The organism is Mesorhizobium sp. M0340, from assembly GCF_040321535.1.
Lineage (GTDB): Bacteria > Pseudomonadota > Alphaproteobacteria > Rhizobiales > Rhizobiaceae > Mesorhizobium.
Genome location: NZ_JAMYRR010000004.1, coordinates 152260 through 173040, shown reverse-complemented (window position 1 = coordinate 173040; position 20781 = coordinate 152260). Strand labels below are relative to the sequence as shown.

Sequence of the window (20781 nt, the reverse complement as noted above, 5' to 3'; positions counted from 1 at the left end):
CGGGTCAGGCGGCTCCCGGACGGCTTGATATCATGGCGCGGCGCACCGACCGGCGCCGCTCGACCGCGTCGGCAAGGCCGTAAAGCACCGTCTCGGTGGTTGCCCAGTCGATGCAGCCATCGGTGATGCTCTGGCCATAGACAAGCGGCCTGCCGGGCACGACATCCTGCCGGCCGGCGACAAGGTTGCTCTCGATCATAACGCCGATGATGCGCTCGTCGCCCGCCGCGACCTGGCCCGCGACCTCGGCTGCCACCCCTGGCTGGTTTTCCGGCTTCTTGCTGCTGTTGGCGTGGCTGACATCGATCATCAGCCGCGGCGCCACGCCGATCCGGCCGAGTTCCGCGCAGGCAGCAGCAATGCTGGCCGCGTCATAATTAGGCACAATACCGCCGCGCAGGATGACGTGGCAGTCCTCGTTGCCGGTGGTCGTAGCGATGGCGCTGCGCCCACCTTTCGTCACCGCCATGAAATGATGCGGCTGGGCGGCGGATTTCACGGCTTCGGCGGCGATCCGCAAATTGCCGTCGGTGCCGTTCTTGAAGCCGACCGGGCAGGACAGGCCTGACGCCAGTTCGCGATGGATCTGGCTCTCGGTCGTGCGCGCGCCGATCGCTCCCCAGGCGACGAGGTCGGCAATATATTGCGGGGTGGCCATGTCGAGGAATTCGGTGGCCGCCGGAAGGCCGAGATTGTTGACCGCGGAGAGCACGTTGCGGGCCATCCGTAACCCCTTGTCGATGTTGAAGCTGCCGTCGAGATCGGGATCGTTGATCAGGCCTTTCCAGCCGACCGTCGTGCGCGGCTTCTCGAAATACACCCGCATCACGATCTCCAGCCGGTCCGACAGGCTTTCGCGCAGCGTCGCCAGACGACTGGCATAGTCTACGGCAGCGGCCGGGTCGTGGATCGAACAGGGGCCGACGACAACCACCAGCCGGTCGTCGGCGCCGGTCAGTACGGCGTGGATCGCGTTGCGTGATGCGGCAACGGTGCGCGTCGCCGTCAGCGTGCGCGGTATCTCCCGCATCACCTCGTCCGGCGCGCTCAATTCCCTTATTTCTTTGACCCGAAGATCGTCTGTGGTCGTCAACACGGCTTTCTGCTCCTGTCTGTTGGAGCATGATCTCTTCCGAAAACCGGGTGCCACTTTTCGGGATCATGCTTTAGGAGACCTGCCGGCAAACAAAAAAGCCGCCAGGTCTGGCGGCTGTTCGGATTTTTGATGCTGCAATCTTCAGATCGAGCGCAATCCTCCCGCCGCCAGCGAGCTGCTAAAGTACCAATACGTGGCGGTCAGGTTGATCATGCGGTTCATATAATCGATGCCGGGGCGCTTGTCACGTGGGTGATGAGGCTGCGTAGTAGCGCTGCGCACGGGATCCGAGGGGTTGGAGGCCTGTTGGCAGCCAATTCGGGATTGGTCGAAGCCTCCGCAACTTCGTCATCCCAGGGCGAAGCAGGAGCGAAGCTCCGTCGCGAAGACCCTGGGATCCATGCCGTAACCTTGGCCGAGGGGTGCAGCGGAGCAGAATTCTGCACCGTTGCGGCGCTCTGAAGGCGCGGCATGGATCCTGGGGTCTGCGCCGCGTCGCTTCGCTCCTTGCTCCGCCCCAGGATGACGAAGCGATGGGCGTTCTGCCCATTGACCAGAGCGTCAGGGTGCGCCGCGACACTATTCCGGCGACGCCCCCGCGATGCTCTGGTCGTAGTCGACCAGCGATCCGGTCATGACGCCGGACTGCGGGCTGATCATATAGCTGATCAACCTGGCAAGCTGTGCCGGTTTCACCAATTGACCCATCGGCTGCGCGGCCTCGGCCCTTTCCAGCCAGTCGTCCGGTGCGTCGTGCCATTTTTTCTGCACGATCGCTTCGCCCTCGGTGTCCATCCAGCCAGGCAGCACCGCATTGCAGCGGATGCGATTGCCGCGATAGGCATTGGCGACATTCTTGGTCAGTGTCGCCAGCGCACCCTTGCTCGACGAATAGGGTGCCAGGAACGACTGGCCGCAATGCGCCGACATCGACAGCACGTTGACGATCGAGCCCGGTGCCTTGCGCGCCAGCAAATGCGCCACCACGCCCTGCATCAGGAAAAACGGGCCGCGCACATTGGTCTGGAATATCTGGTCGAAGAGATCCTCGGAGGTCTCGACCAGCGAGCCGCGAGCCGAGGTGGCAGCGGCGTTGACCAGCGCGTTAACCGTACCGAAATGGCCAATCGCCATTTCGACCGCACGCTTGCAGTCGGCCACTTTTGAGGCGTCGGCGCTGATGAAGATGGCATCGACACCTGCCCGCTTGAGAGCGGCGACAGCCTTGTCGCCCTTCTCCTGCGAGCGGCCGATCAGCGCCAGCGCCCGGCAGCCCTCATCGGCCAGCGCTTCGGCGACGGCAAAGCCGATGCCTTGCGCGCCGCCGGTGACGATGGCGCGTGTTTCGGAATTGCGACCGGCTGAACCGTTCATCGCCTTGCTCCTGTGCTTGATAGTCAGATTGTTTTGTCGAGGCGGACGGTCTTGCCTTCCTTGGCCGATTTCAGCGCCGCATCTGCCAGCCTGAGCGCCACCAGGCCATCCTGGCCGCTCGGCGCCGCCTTCTTGCCCGACGTCGCTGCCGCGATGAAGGCGGCGATCTCGTTGGCATAGGCGTCGAGATAACGGGTCATGAAGAAATCGTGCAGCGGCGGCCGCGTATAACCTTTCTCGTTGGCCAGTTCGATCGACACCGGCCGCTGGTTTTCGGCCGCGATCATGCCTTTCGAGCCATGCACCTCGATGCGCTGATCGTAGCCATAGGTGGCGCGGCGCGAGTTGGAGATGACGCATTGCTTGCCGGAGGCGGTTTCGAGAATGACGCTGACGCTGTCGAAGTCGCCGGCTTCGCCGATCTTTTTGTCGACCAGCACCGAAGCGTGCGCGCTGACCGCCACCGGCTCCTCGCCGAGCAGGAAGCGCGCCATGTCGAAATCATGAATGGTCATGTCGCGGAAGATGCCGCCCGAGCGGCCGATATAGTCGAGCGGCGGCGGGCCGGGATCGCGCGAGGTGATCGTCACCATTTCGACGGTGCCGATGGCGCCGTCGTCGATCGCCTTGCGCACGGCGGCAAAATGCGGATCGAAGCGGCGGTTGAAGCCGACCATCAGGGTGGCGCCGGCCTTGTCGACGACGGCCAGGCAACGTTCCACCCTGGCGGCGTCGAGGTCGATCGGCTTTTCGCAGAAAATCGCTTTACCCGCTTTGGCGAAGCGTTCGATCAGATCGGCATGAGTGTCGGTCGGCGTGCAGATGACGACCGCATCGATATCGCCGGCCTTCTCGATGGCATCGATGCTGCGCACTTCGGCGCCATAGGCAGAGGCCAGATCGGTCGCCGCCTTCTCGAAGGCGTCGGCAACTGCAACCAGCCTGGCCTGCGGATTGGAACCAACGGCGCGAGCATGGACCTTGCCGATACGGCCGGCACCGAGAAGAGCAAAGCGAAGAGGCATGAAGAATTTTCCTTTGAGGATGGTTGGGAAGGGAAGGCGTGTCAGCGCCTGTGGCCTCGTTGCCGTTACGCCGCAAGCTCCGCCTGCCCGGTCTTGGCACCGGTGATGTAGGAGACGATATCGTTGCCGTCGGTGTCTTGCTTGCGCAAATTGGCGACGATGCGGCCGCGCCGGAAAACGACGATGCGGTCGACCAGGTCGAACACCTGGCGCATGTTGTGAGAGATCAGGATCAGCGGTTCGCCATTTTCCTTCAGCGTGCGGATGATGTTTTCGACCTGCATCGTCTCTTGCACGCCGAGTGCCGCGGTCGGCTCATCCATGATGATGAGCTTGGAAGCAAAGGTCGCGGTTCTGGCAATTGCCACGCACTGGCGCTGGCCGCCCGACATATGGCGGATGGTGTTGGAAAGATTGGGGATCTTGACCGCCGTGCGGACCAAGGCTGCCTCGGTCGCCTTGCGCATGAACTTGCGATCGAGGATCGAGAAGGGTCCTAGATTGAACAGCACCCGCTCGCGGCCGAGGAACAGGTTCGACGGCACGTCGAGGTCGTCGGCGAGCGCCAGGTTCTGGAACACCGTCTCGATGCCCGCCTCGCGGGCTTCGATCGGGCCGGCAAAATTCACTTCCTTGCCGTCGAACCACATCCTGCCGCTGGTGCGCTGCTCGACGCCGGTGATCTGGCGTACGAAGGTCGATTTGCCAGCGCCGTTGTCGCCCATGATAGCGACATGCTCGCCCTTGCGCAGCTCGAAGTTGGCACCCTCCAGCGCATGGACGCCGCCATAATACTTGGTCAGGTTTTCCGTCTTCAGGACGATGTCCGACATGGTCAAGCCCTCATTGCCCGCAGGCGTTGGCGCCACTGGTCGAGAACGACTGCGCCGACGATGATCACGCCTTTGACCATCTCCTGATAATAGGCGTCGAGGCGCAGAAAGGTGAAGCCGGAGATGATGACGCCGAAGATCAGCGAGCCGATCACCGTCCCGATAATCGAGCCGCGGCCGCCCGACAGCGAGACGCCGCCGATAACCGCCATGGCGATCGCGTCGAGCTCGTACATCACACCCATGCCGGCCTGGGCGGTGAGATTCTTCGAGCTCAGCACCACGGCGGCGAGCGCGGCGAGGACGCCGGCAATGACGTAGACGAGGATCTTGTGGTTGGCGATGTTGATGCCGGACATGCGCGCGGCGTCCTCATTGGAGCCGATTGCATAGCAGTGCTTGCCATATTTGGTGTAGCTCAGGATCAGCTGAAACAGCACCGCGAGCGATATGAAGATGATGACCGGCATCAGCCCCTTGCCGATGGCGGCGAAACTTTCGGTCGGAAACGAGATCGGCTGTCCCTTCGACCACCATTTGGCGATGCCGCGCGCGGTGACCATCATGCCGAGCGTGGCGATGAACGGCGGAATGCGGGTGTAGGCGATCAATGCACCGTTGACCAGGCCGGCCAGCAGTCCGCAGCCGATCGCGACCAGCACCGGCACGATCACCGGCAGGTCGGTCCAGCCCTGGGCGATGAACATCGCCTTGGGGTTCGGGTTGCCGTTGACGGTCGCCACCTGGGCGAAGCTCATGGCGATCATTGCCGTGGCGCCGACGATCGAACCTGAGGACAGGTCGATGCCGCCGGTAATGATCACCTGCGTCACGCCGATGGCAATGATGCCGACAATCGACACCTGCAGGATGATGATCTGCAGGCGCGCTTCGTTGAAGATCGCATCGATATTGTCGCGGGTATTGAACAGGAAGCTGTCGCCCAGGAAGACCCGGCCGATCAGCTCGAAAGCGCCGACCAGGATGACGAGCGCCAGGAAGACGTTGAATTCGGCCGGCCATGCGCGCCGCTTCGCATCATAGCTGAGCCCGCCGACGCCGTGAGATGTCTGTGCCAATCGTGCTTCCTCCGTCAGCCACGGTCTCTTCGGCCGCTCTTCAGGCCGAGAGAGAAGGAGGAGCGGCGCTGGTGCGCCGCGCCGGTCCGCTGCCTCAGTTCTTCTTCAGGAACTTGTCGATATTCGCCGGCGTGACCAATTGGAACGGGATGTAGACCTTGTGCTCGACCTTTTCGCCCTTCGCCAGCTTGAGCGCCGCGTCAAGCGCGCCGGCGCCCTGGCCGGCCGCATCCTGGAACACCGTCACATCGAGATCGCCCGCCTGCATCGCCGCAAGCGCGTCCTGGGTAGCGTCGACGCCGCCGACGACAACCGACTTCATGTCGATGTTGGCGGCCTTCATCGCCTGGATGGCGCCGATCGCGCTTTCGTCATTGTTGGCGATGACGCCGTCGAACGGCTTGCCGGTCGACAGCCAGTTGGTCATCAGGTTCTGCGCTTCTTCGCGCTTCCAGTTCGACGTCTGCTTATCGATGATCTTGATGAAGCTGCACTCCGGCGTGGCGATCACATCGTCAATGTCCTTGGTGCGCTGCACTGCTGCCTGGTTCGACAGTTCGCCCATGATCACATAGACGTTGGCTTCAGTCTTGCCGGCCTCCTTGAATAGGCGGCAGACCTCCTTGGTCTCGAGCGTGCCGGAATCGGCTTCGTTCGAGGCGACGAAGGCCTGGTTTTCGGGCAGCGTGTCGACGTTGACCGGCTCGCGATTGACATAGACCAGTGGAATCTTGGCAGCGGCGGCTGCGTCCGACATCGCCTGGGTCGCCGAGGTGTCGACTGGGTTGACAATGATGGCGTCGACGCCCGAGGCGGCGAAGTTCTTGATCTGGTCGAGTTGCTTGGCGACGTCGTTCTGCGCATCCTCCACCTGCAGTTCGACGCCGTCCATGCCCTTGGCCTGCTCGATCATGCCGTTGCGCAGCACGGTGAGAAAATTGTCGTCGAACAACGCCATCGACACGCCGATCTTGGCAGCGAAGGCGGACGAACTCATAAGCGCCGCGAACGCGACGCCCAAAAGCAGTTTTTTCATTTGATTCTCCTCCACATTGGTGTCCGGCTGCACCGATCTACCCGGAATCCCCGATCTCGCAGGGAATTCTCTCCCGATTGCCATTTTAGTTCCGGAGGCATTTGCCTGAAACAGATCTTCCGGAACGAAAGAACCAAAATGCTCAGTTGGTGAAATATTTATTCCATTTCGCGTGGGCGTCAAGCGAGATTTCGCCATGAAGAATGGATTTTCGGCATTTCGAGCGCTTTTGGACGGACGCTCAGGCAAGCCAAGCCTGAAAGCGTTCTGATAGATTACATCATGTCCGCCGCCAATGACCGCGACGTCAGATGTTTTCGGGCAGATAGATGTCGAAGGGCAGAAAGGTCTGGCCCGGCGCATTCGCAGCGCCGATCTCGATGGCATGCGCCATCAGCCCGACAAGCTCGCGGCAAAGCGCTGCCAGTGGCGTCGAGATCACCATCGTCAGGAAATTATCCGCCAGCGCCGAGCGGGAATCGGGTGTGATCTCGTTGCAGACGACCGCCGGCACCTCTGCCGGCTTTGCCTCCCTCAGCGCCGAGATCGCGCCTTCCATGCCGCCACCGGCGACATAGCAGCCGACGAGATCAGGGTGGCGGGCTAGAAGCTCGATCATTGCATCATGCGTGATCTGGTTCGCTTCCAGATTGACCAACGTCTCGAGCAGAGTGAATTCCGGCGCCTGCTCGCGAAAGAAGGAGCGAAAACCGATCTCGCGAAGCTCATGGCCATGGAAGCGGTGGCTGCCGACGAAGAGGGCAACCTTGCCAGGCCTCTTCGCAGCCTTCGAGATCATCCAGGCAGCGGTGCGGCCGACCTTGCGATTGTCCAGGCCGACATAGCCCTCGCGAATACCGGACGCAAAGTCGGAAAGCAGGGAGAACACCGGCACGCCATTGGCTTTGAGAGCCTCGACGGCGACCGTCAGCGTCGGGTGATCAGGCCCAACCAGGGCGACGGCCCTGGATTTGGCGGCCAGCTTGCGCATCCGCTCGACGATCTCGTCCGGCGCCAGCGAGCCGGCGAAGTCGATGGTCGCCACGCCGCGAAAGCGCGGCGACTGCGATACCGCCAGTTCAAGCTCGCGGGCAAATTCGCTGTAGAAAACGTCCTCCCGCCGCAACAGCAGGAACCCGAGCCGATACTCCGGCAATTCATGGCGCATCCGCTGCTTGATCAGCCCGGCTGCGTGATAGCCAATGCTGGTCGCCGCTTCATAGACGCGGCGCGCGGTTTCCTCGCGCACCGGCAACCGGTTGTTCAGCACCCGGTCGACGGTGGCAACGCTGACCCCCGAAATGCGTGCCAGGTCGGTAATCGTCGGCCGTTTCGCCATCGCTGCCTCGCTCTATTGTCCTGCTTTTACACCATTATGATGTAAAATGATAGAAACTATCTTTGTGATATTGAGCCTATCAGGCTTCGGCGTTATTGAATGCGGACCGACTATGATCGAGGCCTCCGCCATGGTGGATATTGGACTCCGAACCGGGAACACGATCGCCACAGCAGCGTCCCGGCGTGACTACAGCCTGATCGGCCGCGACGCGAAGCTCGCCGTCGAGAGCGGGCTGGCGGCGGCCGAGTGGTATCACACGGACGTGCCACGCAAGCAGATGAAGGAGCTGATGCAGCGCTCCGACGGCCCGGCGATCCGCGATACGGTCATCTGGCTCGGCGCCTTAATCCTGAGCGGAGCCGGCGGCGTCTGGTTCTGGGGCAGCTGGTGGTGCGTGCCGTTCTTCTTCGTCTACGGCGTCCTCTACGGCTCCTCCACCGATTCACGCTGGCACGAATGCGGCCACGGCACCGCCTTCAGGACGCAGTGGATGAACGACGTGGTCTATCAGATCGCCTGCTTCATGATCATGCGCAACCCGGTGACCTGGCGCTGGAGCCATACGCGCCACCATACCGATACCATCATCGTCGGCCGCGATCCGGAGATCTCGGTGATGCGTCCGCCCGATCTGCTGCGCGTCGTGCTCAACTTCGTCGGCATTCTCGACGCCGGGCATGCGATGAGCGACATGCTGCGCAATGCAGCCGGTATCATCAGTCCGGCCGAAAGAACCTTCATTCCCGACCAGGAGCAGCCGAAGGCAATTCGCATTGCCCGCATCTGGACGACAGTCTATGCCGCGACCATTGCCCTGGCGCTCTACACGGGCTCGTTCCTGCCGCTGATGCTGGTCGGGCTGCCCAGGCTTTACGGCGCGTGGCACCATGTCATGGTCGGCCTGCTGCAGCATGGCGGCTTGGCTGAAAACGTCACCGATCACCGGCTCAACAGCCGCACCGTCTACATGAACCCGATAAGCCGCTTCATTTACTGGAACATGAACTACCACGTCGAGCATCACATGTTTCCCATGGTGCCCTATCATGCGCTGCCCAGGCTGCATGAGCTGATCAAGCACGATCTGCCGGCGCCGACACCGTCCATCCTGGCCGGCTACCGCGAGATGATACCGAGCTTCCTGCGGCAGCTGCGCAATGAGGATTATTTCATCAAGCGCGAACTGCCGCCGACGGCGAGGCCCTATCGCGAGCACTTCCACAACGACAACGCTGCCGCTGCGGTGGCTGCCGAATGACAAGCCCATGCCGAGGCACCCAAAATCGAGGGACCGTAAATGAGCGACTGGGTCGAGGCCTGTGACGCCGAGGACATCGACGAAGAGGACGTGATGCGCTTCGACCATGGCGGCCGCACCTTTGCTATCTATCGCAGCCCCGACGACGAGTATTTCGCCACCGACGGGCTTTGCACGCATGAGAAGGTGCATCTGGCCGACGGGCTGGTCATGGACGACATCATCGAGTGCCCGAAGCACAATGGCCGCTTCAACTACAAGACGGGGGCTGCCAGGGGCGCGCCGGTCTGCGTCGATCTAAGGACCTATCCGGTCAAAGTCGACGCCGGCAAAGTCCTGGTCCGGATCGGTTGATGATGACGAAGGGAATGGTCGTCATCGGCGCCGGCGAATGCGGCGGGCGCGCCGCCCTTGCGCTGCGCGAGCTAGGCTATAATGGCCCCGTAACCTTGGTCGGCGACGAGCCGCATCTTCCCTATGAGCGCCCACCACTGTCGAAAGACGCGATGGTCGCCGACGCGCCCCTGATCAAGGCGATCGCCAGCGACGCGATCCTGGCCGAGCGCTCTATCCGGCATATCCATTCGGTTCTGGCTGTGGCGATCGACCGCACGGCGCATGTCGTGCGCCTGTCAGACGGTTCCGCCCTGGCCTACGACAAGCTCCTGCTGGCGACCGGTTCGGTGCCGCGCAAACTACCTATGCCGGGCCTTGGCGGGCGCTGCGTCTACCTCCGAACCTTCAACGACGCGCTGGCCATTCGTGCCCATCTCAACGCCGGCAATCGCATCACCATAGTCGGCGGCGGCTTCATCGGGCTCGAGCTCGCCGCGGCGGCGCGCAGGCTGGGTGCCGCGGTCACCGTCATCGAGGCGCAGCCGCGCATTCTGATGCGGGGCGTGCCGGCCGAGATCGCGCAGGTCATCCATCAGGCGCATGAAGCCGAAGGCGTAAAAATCCTGTGCGGCGAGGGCATCGCGGCCATTGCCGATGACGGCGCCGAAGTGCGCATCGCGCTTGCCGGTGGGCACGACATTGTCGCCGATCTTGCCGTGATCGGTATCGGCGCCGTGCCGGTGACCGGACTTGCCGCGGAGGCGGGGCTGACCATCGACAATGGTGTCGCCGTCGACGCCGAGCTTCGCACCAGCGACCGGGATATCTTTGCAGCCGGCGATTGCTGTTCGTTTCCGCTCGCTATCTATGGCGGCCCGCGCGTGCGGCTGGAAGCCTGGCGCAATGCGCAGGAGCAGGGCGCACTCGCCGCAAGGAACATGCTTGGCGCCGGCGAGGCGCATTCGGCGGTGCCTTGGTTCTGGTCAGATCAGTACGGATTGACCCTGCAGATCGCCGGCCTGTCGGACGAAGGCCGCAGCATCGTTCGCCGCGACGTTGGCGACGGCGCCTTCATCCTGTTTCATCTGGCCGAGGACGGCAGGCTGGTTGCGGCAAGCGGCATCGGCCCCGGCAACGCGGTCGCCCGTGACATAAGGCTGGCCGAGATGCTGATTGCAAAGCAGGCAAAGCCGGCGCCGGAAGCGCTAGGCTCGCACACCGTCAAGCTGAAGTCGCTGCTGGCGGCGTGAGCTGAGGGCGTGGATAGTTGGCCGAACGCGTTTGGCTAAAACAGCGCTTTCAGCTCCGGCAGCTTGTCGTTGATCAGCCAGCCATAGTAATTTTCCTCAGGCAGTTTTTCCGGCTCGCCCGCAGCGCGGCGCTTGTCGTTCTCGGCCTTCAGCGCATAGGCGCGCTGTTCGGGGTTGCCGACATTGTAGAGCGTCGACGTGATGCCGGGATTGCCTGAGATGTCGAAGCCGGCGATGCTTCTATAGGCGTCGATCGATTTCCGGATCGTTGCTGCGACATAAGGCAGTGTCAGGTCAGGATCCATGATGGTCTTGTAGACCGCGTTGGGGTCGCTGACGTCGAGTTCCGGCAGGCCGGAAACCTTGTGCACGAGGTCGCTCATTTCCAGCGCCGTCAACGGATTGAGCTGGCCAAGGCCAAAAGTCTGGCCGGCATAATAAGGTTGGAAGAAAGTGGCACCGAAGCGGTCGTTGGGGAAGCTCTCGCCGTTGACGGTCTTGCCGCGGAACGACCGGTTCCACACCTGCTCGCGGCACTCCCATAGGTCGTAGCTATCGGACTTCCCTGCGCATTTGGCGAATTGAGGCCGCTGCACGAAATCGGTGATGTCCTCGCCGTCATAGGCGAAGGAGAGCTTGCTCGATAAATACGAGATCGCCTTGACGTAGTAGGTCTGCAGCCGGTCGTAGGCATCGACATTGTAGGTGTGCTCGCCGACGATGGCGCCGACGATATGCATTGGGTCGATGCCATAGGCCGCGGCCGCCTGCTTGATCTTGCCGCGCAACTCGGCATCGTTCTGGAGCAGCGCAAAGACTTTGCGGTATTTCGCCTGGAAGGTGGTATTGGTCGCCTGGGTGCGCCGGCTCGATGCGCCCGGTATGTCAGGCTGCTCGGTGTTGCGGTTGCCCGGCGGCACCATCGTTGCCGCTTGCGCGGCGAACATGGCTGTCGCCAGCGTCAGCCCCAAAATGACGAGGATCAGTTTTTTCATGCGCCGCCGCCCAAATAATCGGCGGCAAACTAGGTAATGCTTCACCGGGAGTCGAGAGACGCCTGCACCGGACGGGACGAAAGCTTGCCGGATGCTTCCATTTGGCCACACCTCCGGAATGCCGGCTGAATTTGACGGAGGCCGGGGGTAATTCCCCGGCCTCTTGGAGAATCAAGAGTCTCCTACAAGATGAAACGCGACAAGTCCGTGTTTCTGGAGAGGTCGCCGACATGCTTCTCGACATAGGCGGCATCGATTGTCACCGAGGTGCCGTTACGGTCCGGCGCGTCATAGGAGATGTCGTCCAGTACCCGTTCCATCACCGTCTGCAGCCGCCTGGCGCCGATATTCTCGACGCTGGCGTTAAGGTCGACGGCGATGCCGGCCAACGAATCGATCGCGTCATCGGTGAAGACCAGGTCGACGCCTTCGGTCTTCATCAGCGCGATATACTGCTTGATCAGGCTGGCTTCGGTCTCGGTGAGGATGCGGACGAAATCGTCCTTCTCCAGCGCCCGCAGCTCGACGCGGATCGGCAGGCGGCCCTGCAATTCCGGCAGCAGGTCGGAGGGCTTGGCGACGTGGAACGCGCCCGAGGCGATGAACAGGATATGGTCGGTCTTCACCGGTCCATATTTGGTCGCAACCGTGGTGCCTTCGACCAGCGGCAGCAGGTCGCGCTGTACACCTTCACGCGAAACACCGGCACCGATGCCGCCTTCGCGCGAGGCGATCTTGTCGATCTCGTCAAGGAAGACGATGCCGTCATTCTCGGTCGATTCGAGGGCCCTGCGCACCACCTCGTCCTGATCGAGCAGCTTGTCGGACTCGTCGCTGATCAACAGCCCGTAGGACTCTTTGACGGTCGTCTTGCGCAACTTGGTCTTCTTGCCGCCCATCGCCTTCGACAGCATGTCGTTGATGTTGAGCACGCCGATATTGGCGCCCGGCATGCCGGGGATCTCGAAGCCAGGCATGCCGCCATTGCCGGTATCGGCCACTTCGATCTCGATCTCCTTGTCGTCGAGCTCGCCGTCGCGCAGCTTCTTGCGGAAACTGTCGCGGGTGGCCGGGCTCGCCGTCTTGCCGACGAGCGCTTCGAGCACCCGTTCCTCGGCGTTGACGTGGGCACGCGCCTTGACGTCCTCGCGCATCTTCTCGCGCACCAGCCCGATGGCGATCTCGACCAGATCGCGGATGATCTGCTCGACGTCGCGGCCGACGTAACCGACCTCGGTGAACTTGGTGGCTTCGACCTTGACGAAAGGCGCACCGGCAAGGCGTGCCAGGCGGCGTGAAATCTCGGTCTTGCCGACACCGGTCGGGCCGATCATCAGGATGTTCTTCGGCATCACCTCTTCGCGCATCTGGCCCTCGAGCTGCTGGCGGCGCCAACGGTTGCGCAAGGCAATCGCCACCGCACGCTTGGCGTCTTTCTGGCCGATGATGAAGCGGTCGAGTTCCGAAACGATTTCGCGGGGAGAGAAGGTGCTCATATCACTAAATTCCACTTTGCCACTGCCGAATGGACTCGAACGGATGCAGCAGCATGATCACGTTGAGTGTCAGATTGTCCCGGATGAGATAGCCGACACCGAATTCGAAGATGAGGGCGAGGGTGACGATCACCCATATAGGAAGCCTTCGCGCCATGACAAACCCCAGCACCATGGCCAGCGTGTCGGACACCGAATTGATGATGCTGTCGCCATAATAGTCGAGCGAGATCGTGCCGGCGCGGTAGCGGTCGATGATGAAAGGGCTGTTCTCGAGCAGCTCCCAGCCGCCCTCTATGACGACCGCAAACGCCAGCCTGAGCCCGATCGGCGAGCGCGGGAAAAGGAACCACGCCAGCGCATAGAACAGGAAGCCGTGAATGACGTGCGAGAAGCTGTACCAGTCGGAAATATGCTGGGAATTCTCCGAGCTTTGGACGATGCCGTGCCACAGCTTGACATAGCCGCAGGTACACATCGGCGTCCGCCCCATGCCATAGAGGACCCCGGCCTGGAAGATGACCAGGCCGAGAACCAGCAGGAGCCCCATTCGCCAACTGTCTTCGTAGGCCGAGACGGTTTTGTCGCTGGATACGCTCATGCTGCTATTGCCCCTCTTCTGCGTCACCCTGTCCGGCATCACCCTCTGGGGCATCAATCGCCATCAGCACGGCATCGCCATATTCCGACTTCCTGCGATCGATAGCCGTGAAACCGGCCTTTTCATAGGCACGGATAGCCCGTGCATTGGCGGGGTCCGGGTCGATGATGACGCGCGGCGTACCTTCCTCGAAAAGCTGCTCGACGAACTGCCGGACGATCGCGGAGCCGTGGCCGACCCCGACAAGCTCCGGCACGCCGATCGACAGATCGATGCCGAGCGTGCCGAACGGCTGGTCGCTATAGGGATGGCCGTCCTCCAGATGCGGATCGTAGCTCTGCAAATAGCCGATGGGCTTTCCGTCCAGCTCGATAATCAGCGGCTCGACCGAAATGCTGTCGATATGCTCGCGGATCTCCGCAATCTCGGTCTCTGGGTCGTCCCACCACTCGGCGACGTGCGGCTCGGCAAGCCAGCCGGCGATCATCGGCAGGTCCCTCTGGGTCACCGGCCGAAAACCATAGCGGAGGCTCCGCTCAGGCGGCATCGAGGGTTTCGACGACGAAGTTGTTGTTTGTGTAGACGCAAATGTCTGACGCGATTTGCATCGCCTTGCGGGCGATCTCCTCTGCGCCCTTGTCGCTGTCCATCAGCGCGCGTGCCGCTGCCAGCGCGTAATTGCCGCCGGAGCCGATGGCCATGACGCCAAATTCGGGCTCCAGCACGTCGCCGGTGCCGGTCAGCGCCAGCGACACCGACTTGTCGGCCACCAGCATCATCGCTTCCAGCCGCCGCAAATAGCGGTCGGTGCGCCAGTCCTTGGCGAGCTCGACGCAGGCGCGTGTCAGCTGGTCGGGATATTGTTCGAGCTTGGCTTCGAGCCGCTCGAGCAGAGTGAAGGCATCGGCGGTGGCGCCGGCGAAACCGGCGATGACGTTGCCGCCCTTGCCGATGCGGCGCACCTTCTTGGCGTTGCCTTTCATGATCGTCTGGCCGAGGCTGACCTGGCCGTCGCCGGCGATCACCACCTTGCCGCCCTTGCGCACGGTCAGGATGGTCGTGGCATGCATGGTCAGTTCATTCGACATTTCCTGCTCCGACAAGCACCGATCCCATCGAGGCGATCGGTGCGTTACGAGTGACTTGATCGGCCATATGTATGCATAGGCCGGACGATTGCAAACCGGCCATCCGCCGGGCCGGATAGTGCTCCGCAGCGGTAACTGGCAATCGCCGGATCATGCTGCTAGAAGGCTTTCGTTTTCAGGCCTGTGAACGCCTGACGTGCAAATCTGAGACAAGGATGAGGTCATGGCGCCCCGTTCCGCCGAGATAAGCCGCAAGACCAGGGAAACCGACATCTCCGTGTCGGTTCAAGTCGACGGCTCGGGCAAATCCGACATTTCGACGGGCGTCGGCTTCTTCGACCATATGCTGGACCAGTTGTCGCGCCATTCGCTGATCGACATGACCGTGAAGGCCAAGGGCGACCTGCATATAGACGACCACCATACCGTCGAGGATACGGGCATCGCCCTCGGCCAGGCGCTGGCCAAGGCATTGGGCGAGCGGCGCGGCATCATGCGCTACGCCTCGATCGACCTCGCCATGGACGAGACACTGACGCGGGCGGCAATCGATGTCTCCGGCCGGCCTTTTCTGGTCTGGAATGTTTCGTTCTCGTCGCCGAAGATCGGTACGTTCGACACCGAGCTGGTGCGCGAATTCTTCCACGCTCTGGCGCAGAATGCCGGCATCACGCTGCACATCACCAATCATTACGGCGCCAACAACCACCACATCGCCGAGACCTGCTTCAAGGCCGTGGCGCGTGTGCTGCGTTCGGCACTTGAGCGCGACCTGCGCCAGCCGGACGCGGTTCCCTCCACCAAGGGATCCCTGAAAGGGTAACGCCATGGCCATCTATGTCGTGATGGAGCCGCCAGGCCGCGGTGAAAGCGTGGACACCACCTTTATCCGTGACGGCTTTGCCTGGCTCGGCTTCCTGGTGCCGCCGCTGTGGCTGGCCTGGCACCGGCTGTGGGTCGAGGCGGCATTGGCGTTTGTCGCCATGGGCCTGCTCTCGATGCTGGGCGAAAGGCTGGACCTGGAAACAGCCGGCTCGCTTTTATCCTTCCTTGTCATGCTCTTTGTCGGGCTGGAGGGACAAGGCTTGCGAATTGCAGCCCTGCGCCGTCGCGGCTGGCATGAATGGGGCGTCGTAGAGGCCGACAGGCGCGCCCACGCCGACATCCGCTATGTGTTGGAAGCCGCTGCGGATTCGGATGCACAAACTCCTGCGCAGCGTATCGTCCCAGACGCAGCACATGCCCGGCCGGCGCAGATGGGCCTGGCACTGGGGCTGAACCATATTCCGGGAAAGCCCTGAGATGAGGGTCGCGATCATCGACTACGGGTCGGGCAATCTGCGCTCGGCCACCAAGGCCTTCGAGCGTGCCGCGCATGAAGCCGGCATTGCCGCCGCGATTGAACTCACCGCCGATGCCGAGCGGGTCAGGACCGCCGACCGCATCGTCCTGCCCGGCGTCGGCGCCTATGCCGATTGCGCCGCTGGACTGCGTGCGGTCGCCGGCATGTGGGAGGCGGTCGAGGAGGTGGCGATCGCCAAGGCTCGGCCGTTCCTCGGCATCTGCGTCGGCATGCAGCTGATGTCGGAGCGAGGCCTGGAAAAGACCGTCACAAAGGGCTTTGGCTGGATCGCCGGCGACGTCAAGGAGATCACGCCGGCCGATCCGACGCTGAAGATCCCGCAGATCGGCTGGAACACGATTGACCTGAAGCGCAAGCATCCGCTGTTTTCCGGCATTGCGACGGGCGGCAAGGGACTGCACGCCTATTTCGTCCACTCCTACCATCTGGATGCACGGGAAGAGGATGAGGTGCTGGCGGTTGCCGACTATGGCGGCCCGATAACGGCCGCTGTCGTCCGCGACAACCTGGCCGGAACGCAATTCCACCCCGAGAAGAGCCAGGCGCTGGGCCTGGCGCTGATCACCAATTTCCTAGGCTGGAGGCCCTGAACCATGAGCAAGAAGGGCTATTGGATGGCAATGGTCGATGTCCACGATCCCGAGATCTACAAGCAGTACATCGAGGCCAATGCCGCGGCTTTCGCGAAATACGGCGCGAAGTTCCCGGTGCGCGCCGGGCGGTATACCAGCCCGGAAGGACCGACCGGCAATCGCCACGTGCTGGTGGAATTCGAATCCTATGAAATGGCGCTGGAATGCTACGGCTCGCCTGAATACCAGGAGGCCTTGAAGTACAGGCTCGCCGGCTCGACCGGGCACTTTGTCATCGTCGAAGGCGCCTGAAGGTGATCCTGTTTCCGGCCATAGACCTCAAGGACGGCAAATGCGTGCGCCTCCGGCACGGCGACATGGCGACCGCGACGATCTACAATGACGATCCGGCGGCCCAGGCGCGCGCCTTCGAAGAGCAGGGCTTCGAATGGCTGCACGTCGTCGACCTCAACGGCGCCTTCAAGGGCCAGAGCGTCAACAGCGCGGCGGTCGGCGGCATCCTAAAGGCGACGAGCAATCCGGTGCAGCTCGGCGGCGGCATCCGCACCCTGGCGCAGATCGAGGACTGGCTCGACCGTGGGCTTGCCCGCGTCATTCTTGGCACCGTAGCGGTGCGCGATCCGGATCTGGTCAGGCAGGCTTGCAAGGCATTCCCGGGCAAGATCGCCGTCGGCATCGATGCCAAGGGCGGCAAGGTCGCGGTCGAAGGCTGGGCCGAGGCCTCGAGTCTCGGCGTGATCGAACTGGCGAGGAAATTCGAGGGTGCCGGCGTCGCCGCCATCATCTACACCGATATCGACCGCGACGGTGTGCTGACCGGCATCAACTGGGACGCTACCATCGATCTCGCCGACGCGGTGTCGATCCCGGTCATCGCTTCGGGCGGGCTCGCCTCGATCGCCGACATCGTGCGCATGACCATGCCCGATGCCCGCAAGCTCGAAGGCGCGATCTCCGGCCGCGCGCTTTATGACGGCCGCATCGATCCGGCCGAGGCGCTGGCGATCCTGCGCGGCAAGCCCACGGCAGGGGCGTCATCATGAAAGTCTCGATTATCGTCGCCCCTTATGACAGCGGGCACCATCATGAAGGGTGCGGCCAGGGGCCGGACGCTATCATCGGCGGTGGGCTCGTCGAAGCCCTGACCGTGGCTGGCCATGACGTCACCGTCGAAGATATCGGCAAGGTGGGAGACGAGCAGGGGCGCGAAATCGCAACCGGCTTTGCCGTCTGCAACGCTGTCGCGACCAAGGTTAGCCTCGCCCGCGATGGAGGACGCTTCCCCATTATCCTTGCTGGAAATTGTCTGACCGCCGCCGGAGCGGTTGCCGGTGAAGCCGCGGATTCGATCATCTGGATCGACCAGCACGGCGATCTCAACACGCCGGAGACGTCGGCCTACGGCTTTCTCGACGGCATGGCGCTGGCGGCGACTCTCGGGCTCTGCTGGCGTCCGATGGCGGCAGCGATTCCGGGGTTCCGGCCGATAAACCCGGCGCGCTGCATGCTGGTCGATGCCCGCGACCTCGATCCCGACGAAAAGCGCCTGCTGGAAACCTTGCCAATCGTGCGCACCGAATGTGCCGGCGCACTCGATATGATCGGAAAGCTCACGGCGACAGGGACTGTGCGGGCGCATCTGCATCTCGACCTGGATGTTCTCGATCCGAATATGCTGCAGGTGAACCGCTACACGCACCCGGGCGGTCCGAGCCCGGAACAGTTACGGCAGCTTGCCTGCGGACTGGCCAGGTCCATCCCGATCGTGGGCGTTACGCTCTCGGCATACGACCCGGCCTTTGATTCCCAGTCCGAGGTTCCGCCCGTCGTCGGCCAGCTGCTCGTCGACTTTCTTGCGGCGATCGAGAGGATCTGATGCTGAAAGCCCGCGTCATCCCCTGTCTCGACGTCAAGAACGGTCGTGTCGTCAAGGGCGTCAATTTCGTCGACCTGGTCGATGCCGGCGATCCCGTCGAAGCGGCAAAAGCCTATGACGCGGCCGGCGCCGACGAGCTCTGCTTTCTCGACATCACCGCCTCGTCGGAAAACCGCGAGACCATTTTCGATGTCGTCGCCCGCACCGCCGAACAATGTTTCATGCCGCTGACCGTTGGCGGTGGCGTCCGTCAGGTCGCCGACATCAGAAAGCTGCTATTGGCCGGCGCCGACAAGGTGTCGATCAACACGGCGGCGGTGAAGACCCCAAGTTTTGTCGCCGAGGCTGCCGACAAATTCGGCAACCAGTGCATCGTCGTCGCCATCGATGCCAAGAAAGTGTCCGCTGCGGGCGAGGCCGATCGCTGGGAGATATTCACCCATGGCGGCCGCGAGAAGACCGGCATCGACGCTGTCGAGTTCGCTCGGCGAGCGGTCGATCTCGGCGCCGGCGAGATCCTGCTGACATCGATGGACCGCGACGGCACCAAGGCCGGCTACGACATAGCACTTACCCGCGCGGTCGCCGACGCTGTACGCGTGCCGGTCATCGCTTCCGGCGGCGTCGGCACGCTCGACCACCTTGTCGAAGGCATTCGCGACGGCCATGCCGGCGCGGTGCTGGCGGCGTCGATCTTCCATTTCGGCACCTACAGCATCGCCGAAGCCAAGCTGCACATGGCTCAGGCCGGACTGCCGATGCGGCTGGACTCGCCGGGTAATCGGTCCTAGAGCCTTTCCGGCTAAGAAGAGGCTGTAAACGCCGTCATGACCGAGTTCTCGCTCTCCGATCTGGAGAAGATTATTGGCGAACGCGCGCGTTCCGGCGATCCGGATTCGTGGACGGCCAAGCTCTTTCAGCGCGGCATGAGCAAGGCAGCGCAGAAACTCGGCGAAGAGGCGGTCGAAACGGTGATCGCAGCCGTCAGCGCCGACCGGGACGCGCTTGTTTCGGAAAGCGCCGATCTCATCTATCATTGGCTTGTCGTTCTCGGCATAGCGGAAATTCCGCTGAGCGATGTGCTCAACGAGCTTGAACACCGCACCGGTCGTTCGGGCATCGCCGAAAAGGCGTCTCGGCTGGACCGGGGCTGATCGCTGCGGAGGAACTCGATGGACCAGCTCGCTCCTACCGAGAAGTATTCACCCTATCGTTTCTTCTCGGCCGAGCAATGGTCGCGGTTCCGCGCCGATACGCCGATGACGCTCACCGAGGACGAAATCCGTCGTCTGCGGTCGCTGAACGATCCGGTCGATCTCCACGAAGTCGAGCGCATCTATCTTTCGATGTCGCGGCTGTTGTCGGCTCATGTCGAAGCCAGTCAACTCCTGTTCAGGCAGCGCCAGGCCTTCTTCAACGCGCTGGACGCGGCCAAGACACCGTTCATCATCGGCATTGCCGGTTCCGTCGCGGTCGGCAAATCGACCACGGCGCGCGTGCTAAAGGAGCTGCTGGCGCGCTGGCCGTCGAGTCCCAAGGTCGACCTGGTCACCACCGACGGCTTCCTGCTGCCGAACGAAGTCCTGCGCCGCAACAATCTGATGGAGCGCAAGGGCTTTCCCGACAGCTACGACGTCGGCGCGCTGCTGCGTTTCCTGTCCGGCATCAAATCGGCGCAGCGCAACGTCCGCGCGCCAGTCTATTCGCACCTGACCTATGACGTCATTCCGGGCGCGTTCCAAACCATCGACCGGCCCGACATCCTGATCTTCGAAGGTATTAACGTCCTGCAGCCGGGCAAGCTGCCGAAGGACGGCAAGATCGTGCCTTTCCTGTCGGATTTCTTCGACTTTGCCATCTACATCGATGCGGAGGAGGCGCTGATCCATCACTGGTATATCGCCCGCTTCATGCGGTTGCGCGAAACCGCCTTCCGCGACCCGGCCTCCTTCTTTCACCGCTATTCGCAACTTTCCGAGGATGCGGCCCGCGCCATCGCCGAGGGTCTGTGGACCAACATCAACCTGAAGAATCTGCGCGAGAATATATTGCCGACCCGCGCCCGAGCCGATCTCATCCTGCGCAAGGGCGCCAACCATCTGGTCGAGGAAGTGGCGCTCAGGAAACTGTAACGGCGCGG

At 62.6% G+C, this 20781-nt stretch carries 24 protein-coding genes; 12 read left to right on the top strand and 12 right to left on the bottom strand.

Going from position 1 to position 20781, the window contains the following annotated elements; translation table 11 throughout:
• Positions 1-4: 4 nt before the first annotated feature.
• The 7 genes from NKI79_RS07575 to NKI79_RS07545 form a co-directional block, all read right to left on the bottom strand.
• Complete coding sequence (locus NKI79_RS07575; protein ID WP_352686493.1) at positions 5-1096, bottom strand: 3-deoxy-7-phosphoheptulonate synthase; 1092 nt, start codon at positions 1094-1096, stop codon at positions 5-7.
• 579 nt (positions 1097-1675) lie between these two features.
• A complete protein-coding gene (locus NKI79_RS07570) occupies positions 1676-2470 on the bottom strand; it encodes an SDR family oxidoreductase (RefSeq protein ID WP_352800789.1) in 795 nt (264 codons plus the stop codon).
• A gap of 23 nt (positions 2471-2493) precedes the next feature.
• Positions 2494-3495: an inositol 2-dehydrogenase gene (gene iolG / locus NKI79_RS07565; RefSeq protein ID WP_254815917.1), complete on the bottom strand. Its 1002-nt coding sequence runs from the start codon at positions 3493-3495 to the stop codon at positions 2494-2496.
• A gap of 65 nt (positions 3496-3560) precedes the next feature.
• Positions 3561-4328, bottom strand: coding sequence for an ATP-binding cassette domain-containing protein (locus tag NKI79_RS07560; RefSeq protein ID WP_254815918.1), 768 nt, complete (start codon positions 4326-4328; stop codon positions 3561-3563).
• 2 nt (positions 4329-4330) lie between these two features.
• Positions 4331-5407 (bottom strand): ABC transporter permease, encoded by a 1077-nt coding sequence (locus tag NKI79_RS07555; protein WP_292655972.1) that lies wholly within the window; start codon positions 5405-5407, stop codon positions 4331-4333.
• Positions 5408-5501: 94 nt separating this feature from the next.
• Positions 5502-6443 (bottom strand): sugar ABC transporter substrate-binding protein, encoded by a 942-nt coding sequence (locus tag NKI79_RS07550; RefSeq protein WP_254815920.1) that lies wholly within the window; start codon positions 6441-6443, stop codon positions 5502-5504.
• A 307-nt stretch (positions 6444-6750) separates the two neighbouring features.
• Positions 6751-7782, bottom strand: a complete 1032-nt coding sequence (locus NKI79_RS07545) for a LacI family DNA-binding transcriptional regulator (RefSeq protein ID WP_352800788.1) — start codon at positions 7780-7782, stop codon at positions 6751-6753.
• Between the two features lie 130 nt (positions 7783-7912).
• Here NKI79_RS07545 and NKI79_RS07540 point away from each other — a divergent pair, with 130 nt between their 5' ends.
• Genes NKI79_RS07540 through NKI79_RS07530 form a run of 3 tightly spaced genes read left to right on the top strand, consistent with a single transcriptional unit; the run spans position 7913 to position 10629 of the window.
• Positions 7913-9043, top strand: coding sequence for a fatty acid desaturase family protein (locus NKI79_RS07540; RefSeq protein ID WP_352801079.1), 1131 nt, complete (start codon positions 7913-7915; stop codon positions 9041-9043).
• Between the two features lie 39 nt (positions 9044-9082).
• Positions 9083-9397, top strand: a complete 315-nt coding sequence (locus tag NKI79_RS07535) for a MocE family 2Fe-2S type ferredoxin (protein WP_023677524.1) — start codon at positions 9083-9085, stop codon at positions 9395-9397.
• 2 nt (positions 9398-9399) lie between these two features.
• Positions 9400-10629, top strand: a complete 1230-nt coding sequence (locus NKI79_RS07530; RefSeq protein ID WP_352801077.1) for an NAD(P)/FAD-dependent oxidoreductase — start codon at positions 9400-9402, stop codon at positions 10627-10629.
• Between the two features lie 35 nt (positions 10630-10664).
• On the opposite strand, the gene NKI79_RS07525 is transcribed toward NKI79_RS07530, so the two are convergent.
• The 5 genes from NKI79_RS07525 to hslV form a co-directional block, all read right to left on the bottom strand.
• Positions 10665-11624, bottom strand: coding sequence for a DUF1402 family protein (locus NKI79_RS07525; RefSeq protein ID WP_352800786.1), 960 nt, complete (start codon positions 11622-11624; stop codon positions 10665-10667).
• A gap of 182 nt (positions 11625-11806) precedes the next feature.
• On the bottom strand, positions 11807-13120 hold the full coding sequence (gene hslU / locus NKI79_RS07520) for an ATP-dependent protease ATPase subunit HslU (RefSeq protein WP_352477083.1): 1314 nt from the start codon (positions 13118-13120) through the stop codon (positions 11807-11809).
• Between the two features lie 4 nt (positions 13121-13124).
• Positions 13125-13721, bottom strand: coding sequence for a DUF2585 domain-containing protein (locus NKI79_RS07515; protein ID WP_352800785.1), 597 nt, complete (start codon positions 13719-13721; stop codon positions 13125-13127).
• A 4-nt stretch (positions 13722-13725) separates the two neighbouring features.
• The gene (locus NKI79_RS07510; RefSeq protein WP_352477085.1) at positions 13726-14268 is read right to left on the bottom strand and encodes a GNAT family N-acetyltransferase; all 543 of its coding nucleotides are present in this window, start codon (positions 14266-14268) and stop codon (positions 13726-13728) included.
• A complete protein-coding gene (gene hslV / locus NKI79_RS07505; RefSeq protein ID WP_254815927.1) occupies positions 14258-14809 on the bottom strand; it encodes an ATP-dependent protease subunit HslV in 552 nt (183 codons plus the stop codon). Before hslV ends, NKI79_RS07510 begins: the two co-directional genes overlap by 11 nt.
• A 223-nt stretch (positions 14810-15032) precedes the next feature.
• On the opposite strand from hslV, the gene hisB reads away from it, so the two are divergent.
• Genes hisB through coaA form a run of 9 tightly spaced genes read left to right on the top strand, consistent with a single transcriptional unit; the run spans position 15033 to position 20773 of the window.
• Positions 15033-15632, top strand: a complete 600-nt coding sequence (gene hisB / locus NKI79_RS07500) for an imidazoleglycerol-phosphate dehydratase HisB (RefSeq protein ID WP_352647742.1) — start codon at positions 15033-15035, stop codon at positions 15630-15632.
• Positions 15633-15636: 4 nt separating this feature from the next.
• The gene (locus NKI79_RS07495; protein ID WP_352800782.1) at positions 15637-16110 is read left to right on the top strand and encodes a DUF2628 domain-containing protein; all 474 of its coding nucleotides are present in this window, start codon (positions 15637-15639) and stop codon (positions 16108-16110) included.
• A gap of 1 nt (position 16111) precedes the next feature.
• Entirely contained in the window at positions 16112-16762 is a 651-nt protein-coding gene (hisH, locus tag NKI79_RS07490) for an imidazole glycerol phosphate synthase subunit HisH (protein ID WP_352480180.1), read from the top strand.
• Positions 16763-16765: 3 nt separating this feature from the next.
• Positions 16766-17056 carry a DUF1330 domain-containing protein gene (locus tag NKI79_RS07485; protein WP_352800780.1) on the top strand — a complete coding sequence of 97 codons (291 nt, stop codon included), beginning with the start codon at positions 16766-16768 and terminating at the stop codon, positions 17054-17056.
• A 2-nt stretch (positions 17057-17058) separates the two neighbouring features.
• Positions 17059-17808 (top strand): 1-(5-phosphoribosyl)-5-[(5-phosphoribosylamino)methylideneamino]imidazole-4-carboxamide isomerase, encoded by a 750-nt coding sequence (hisA, locus tag NKI79_RS07480; RefSeq protein WP_352480182.1) that lies wholly within the window; start codon positions 17059-17061, stop codon positions 17806-17808.
• Complete coding sequence (locus NKI79_RS07475; RefSeq protein WP_352800778.1) at positions 17805-18641, top strand: arginase family protein; 837 nt, start codon at positions 17805-17807, stop codon at positions 18639-18641. Before hisA ends, NKI79_RS07475 begins: the two co-directional genes overlap by 4 nt.
• A complete protein-coding gene (gene hisF, locus NKI79_RS07470) occupies positions 18638-19432 on the top strand; it encodes an imidazole glycerol phosphate synthase subunit HisF (RefSeq protein ID WP_352801075.1) in 795 nt (264 codons plus the stop codon). The genes NKI79_RS07475 and hisF overlap by 4 nt, the downstream gene beginning before the upstream one ends.
• Before the next feature lie 36 nt (positions 19433-19468).
• Entirely contained in the window at positions 19469-19795 is a 327-nt protein-coding gene (locus NKI79_RS07465; RefSeq protein WP_352800776.1) for a phosphoribosyl-ATP diphosphatase, read from the top strand.
• Positions 19796-19813: 18 nt separating this feature from the next.
• On the top strand, positions 19814-20773 hold the full coding sequence (coaA, locus tag NKI79_RS07460; RefSeq protein WP_352480184.1) for a type I pantothenate kinase: 960 nt from the start codon (positions 19814-19816) through the stop codon (positions 20771-20773).
• Positions 20774-20781: the final 8 nt, after the last annotated feature.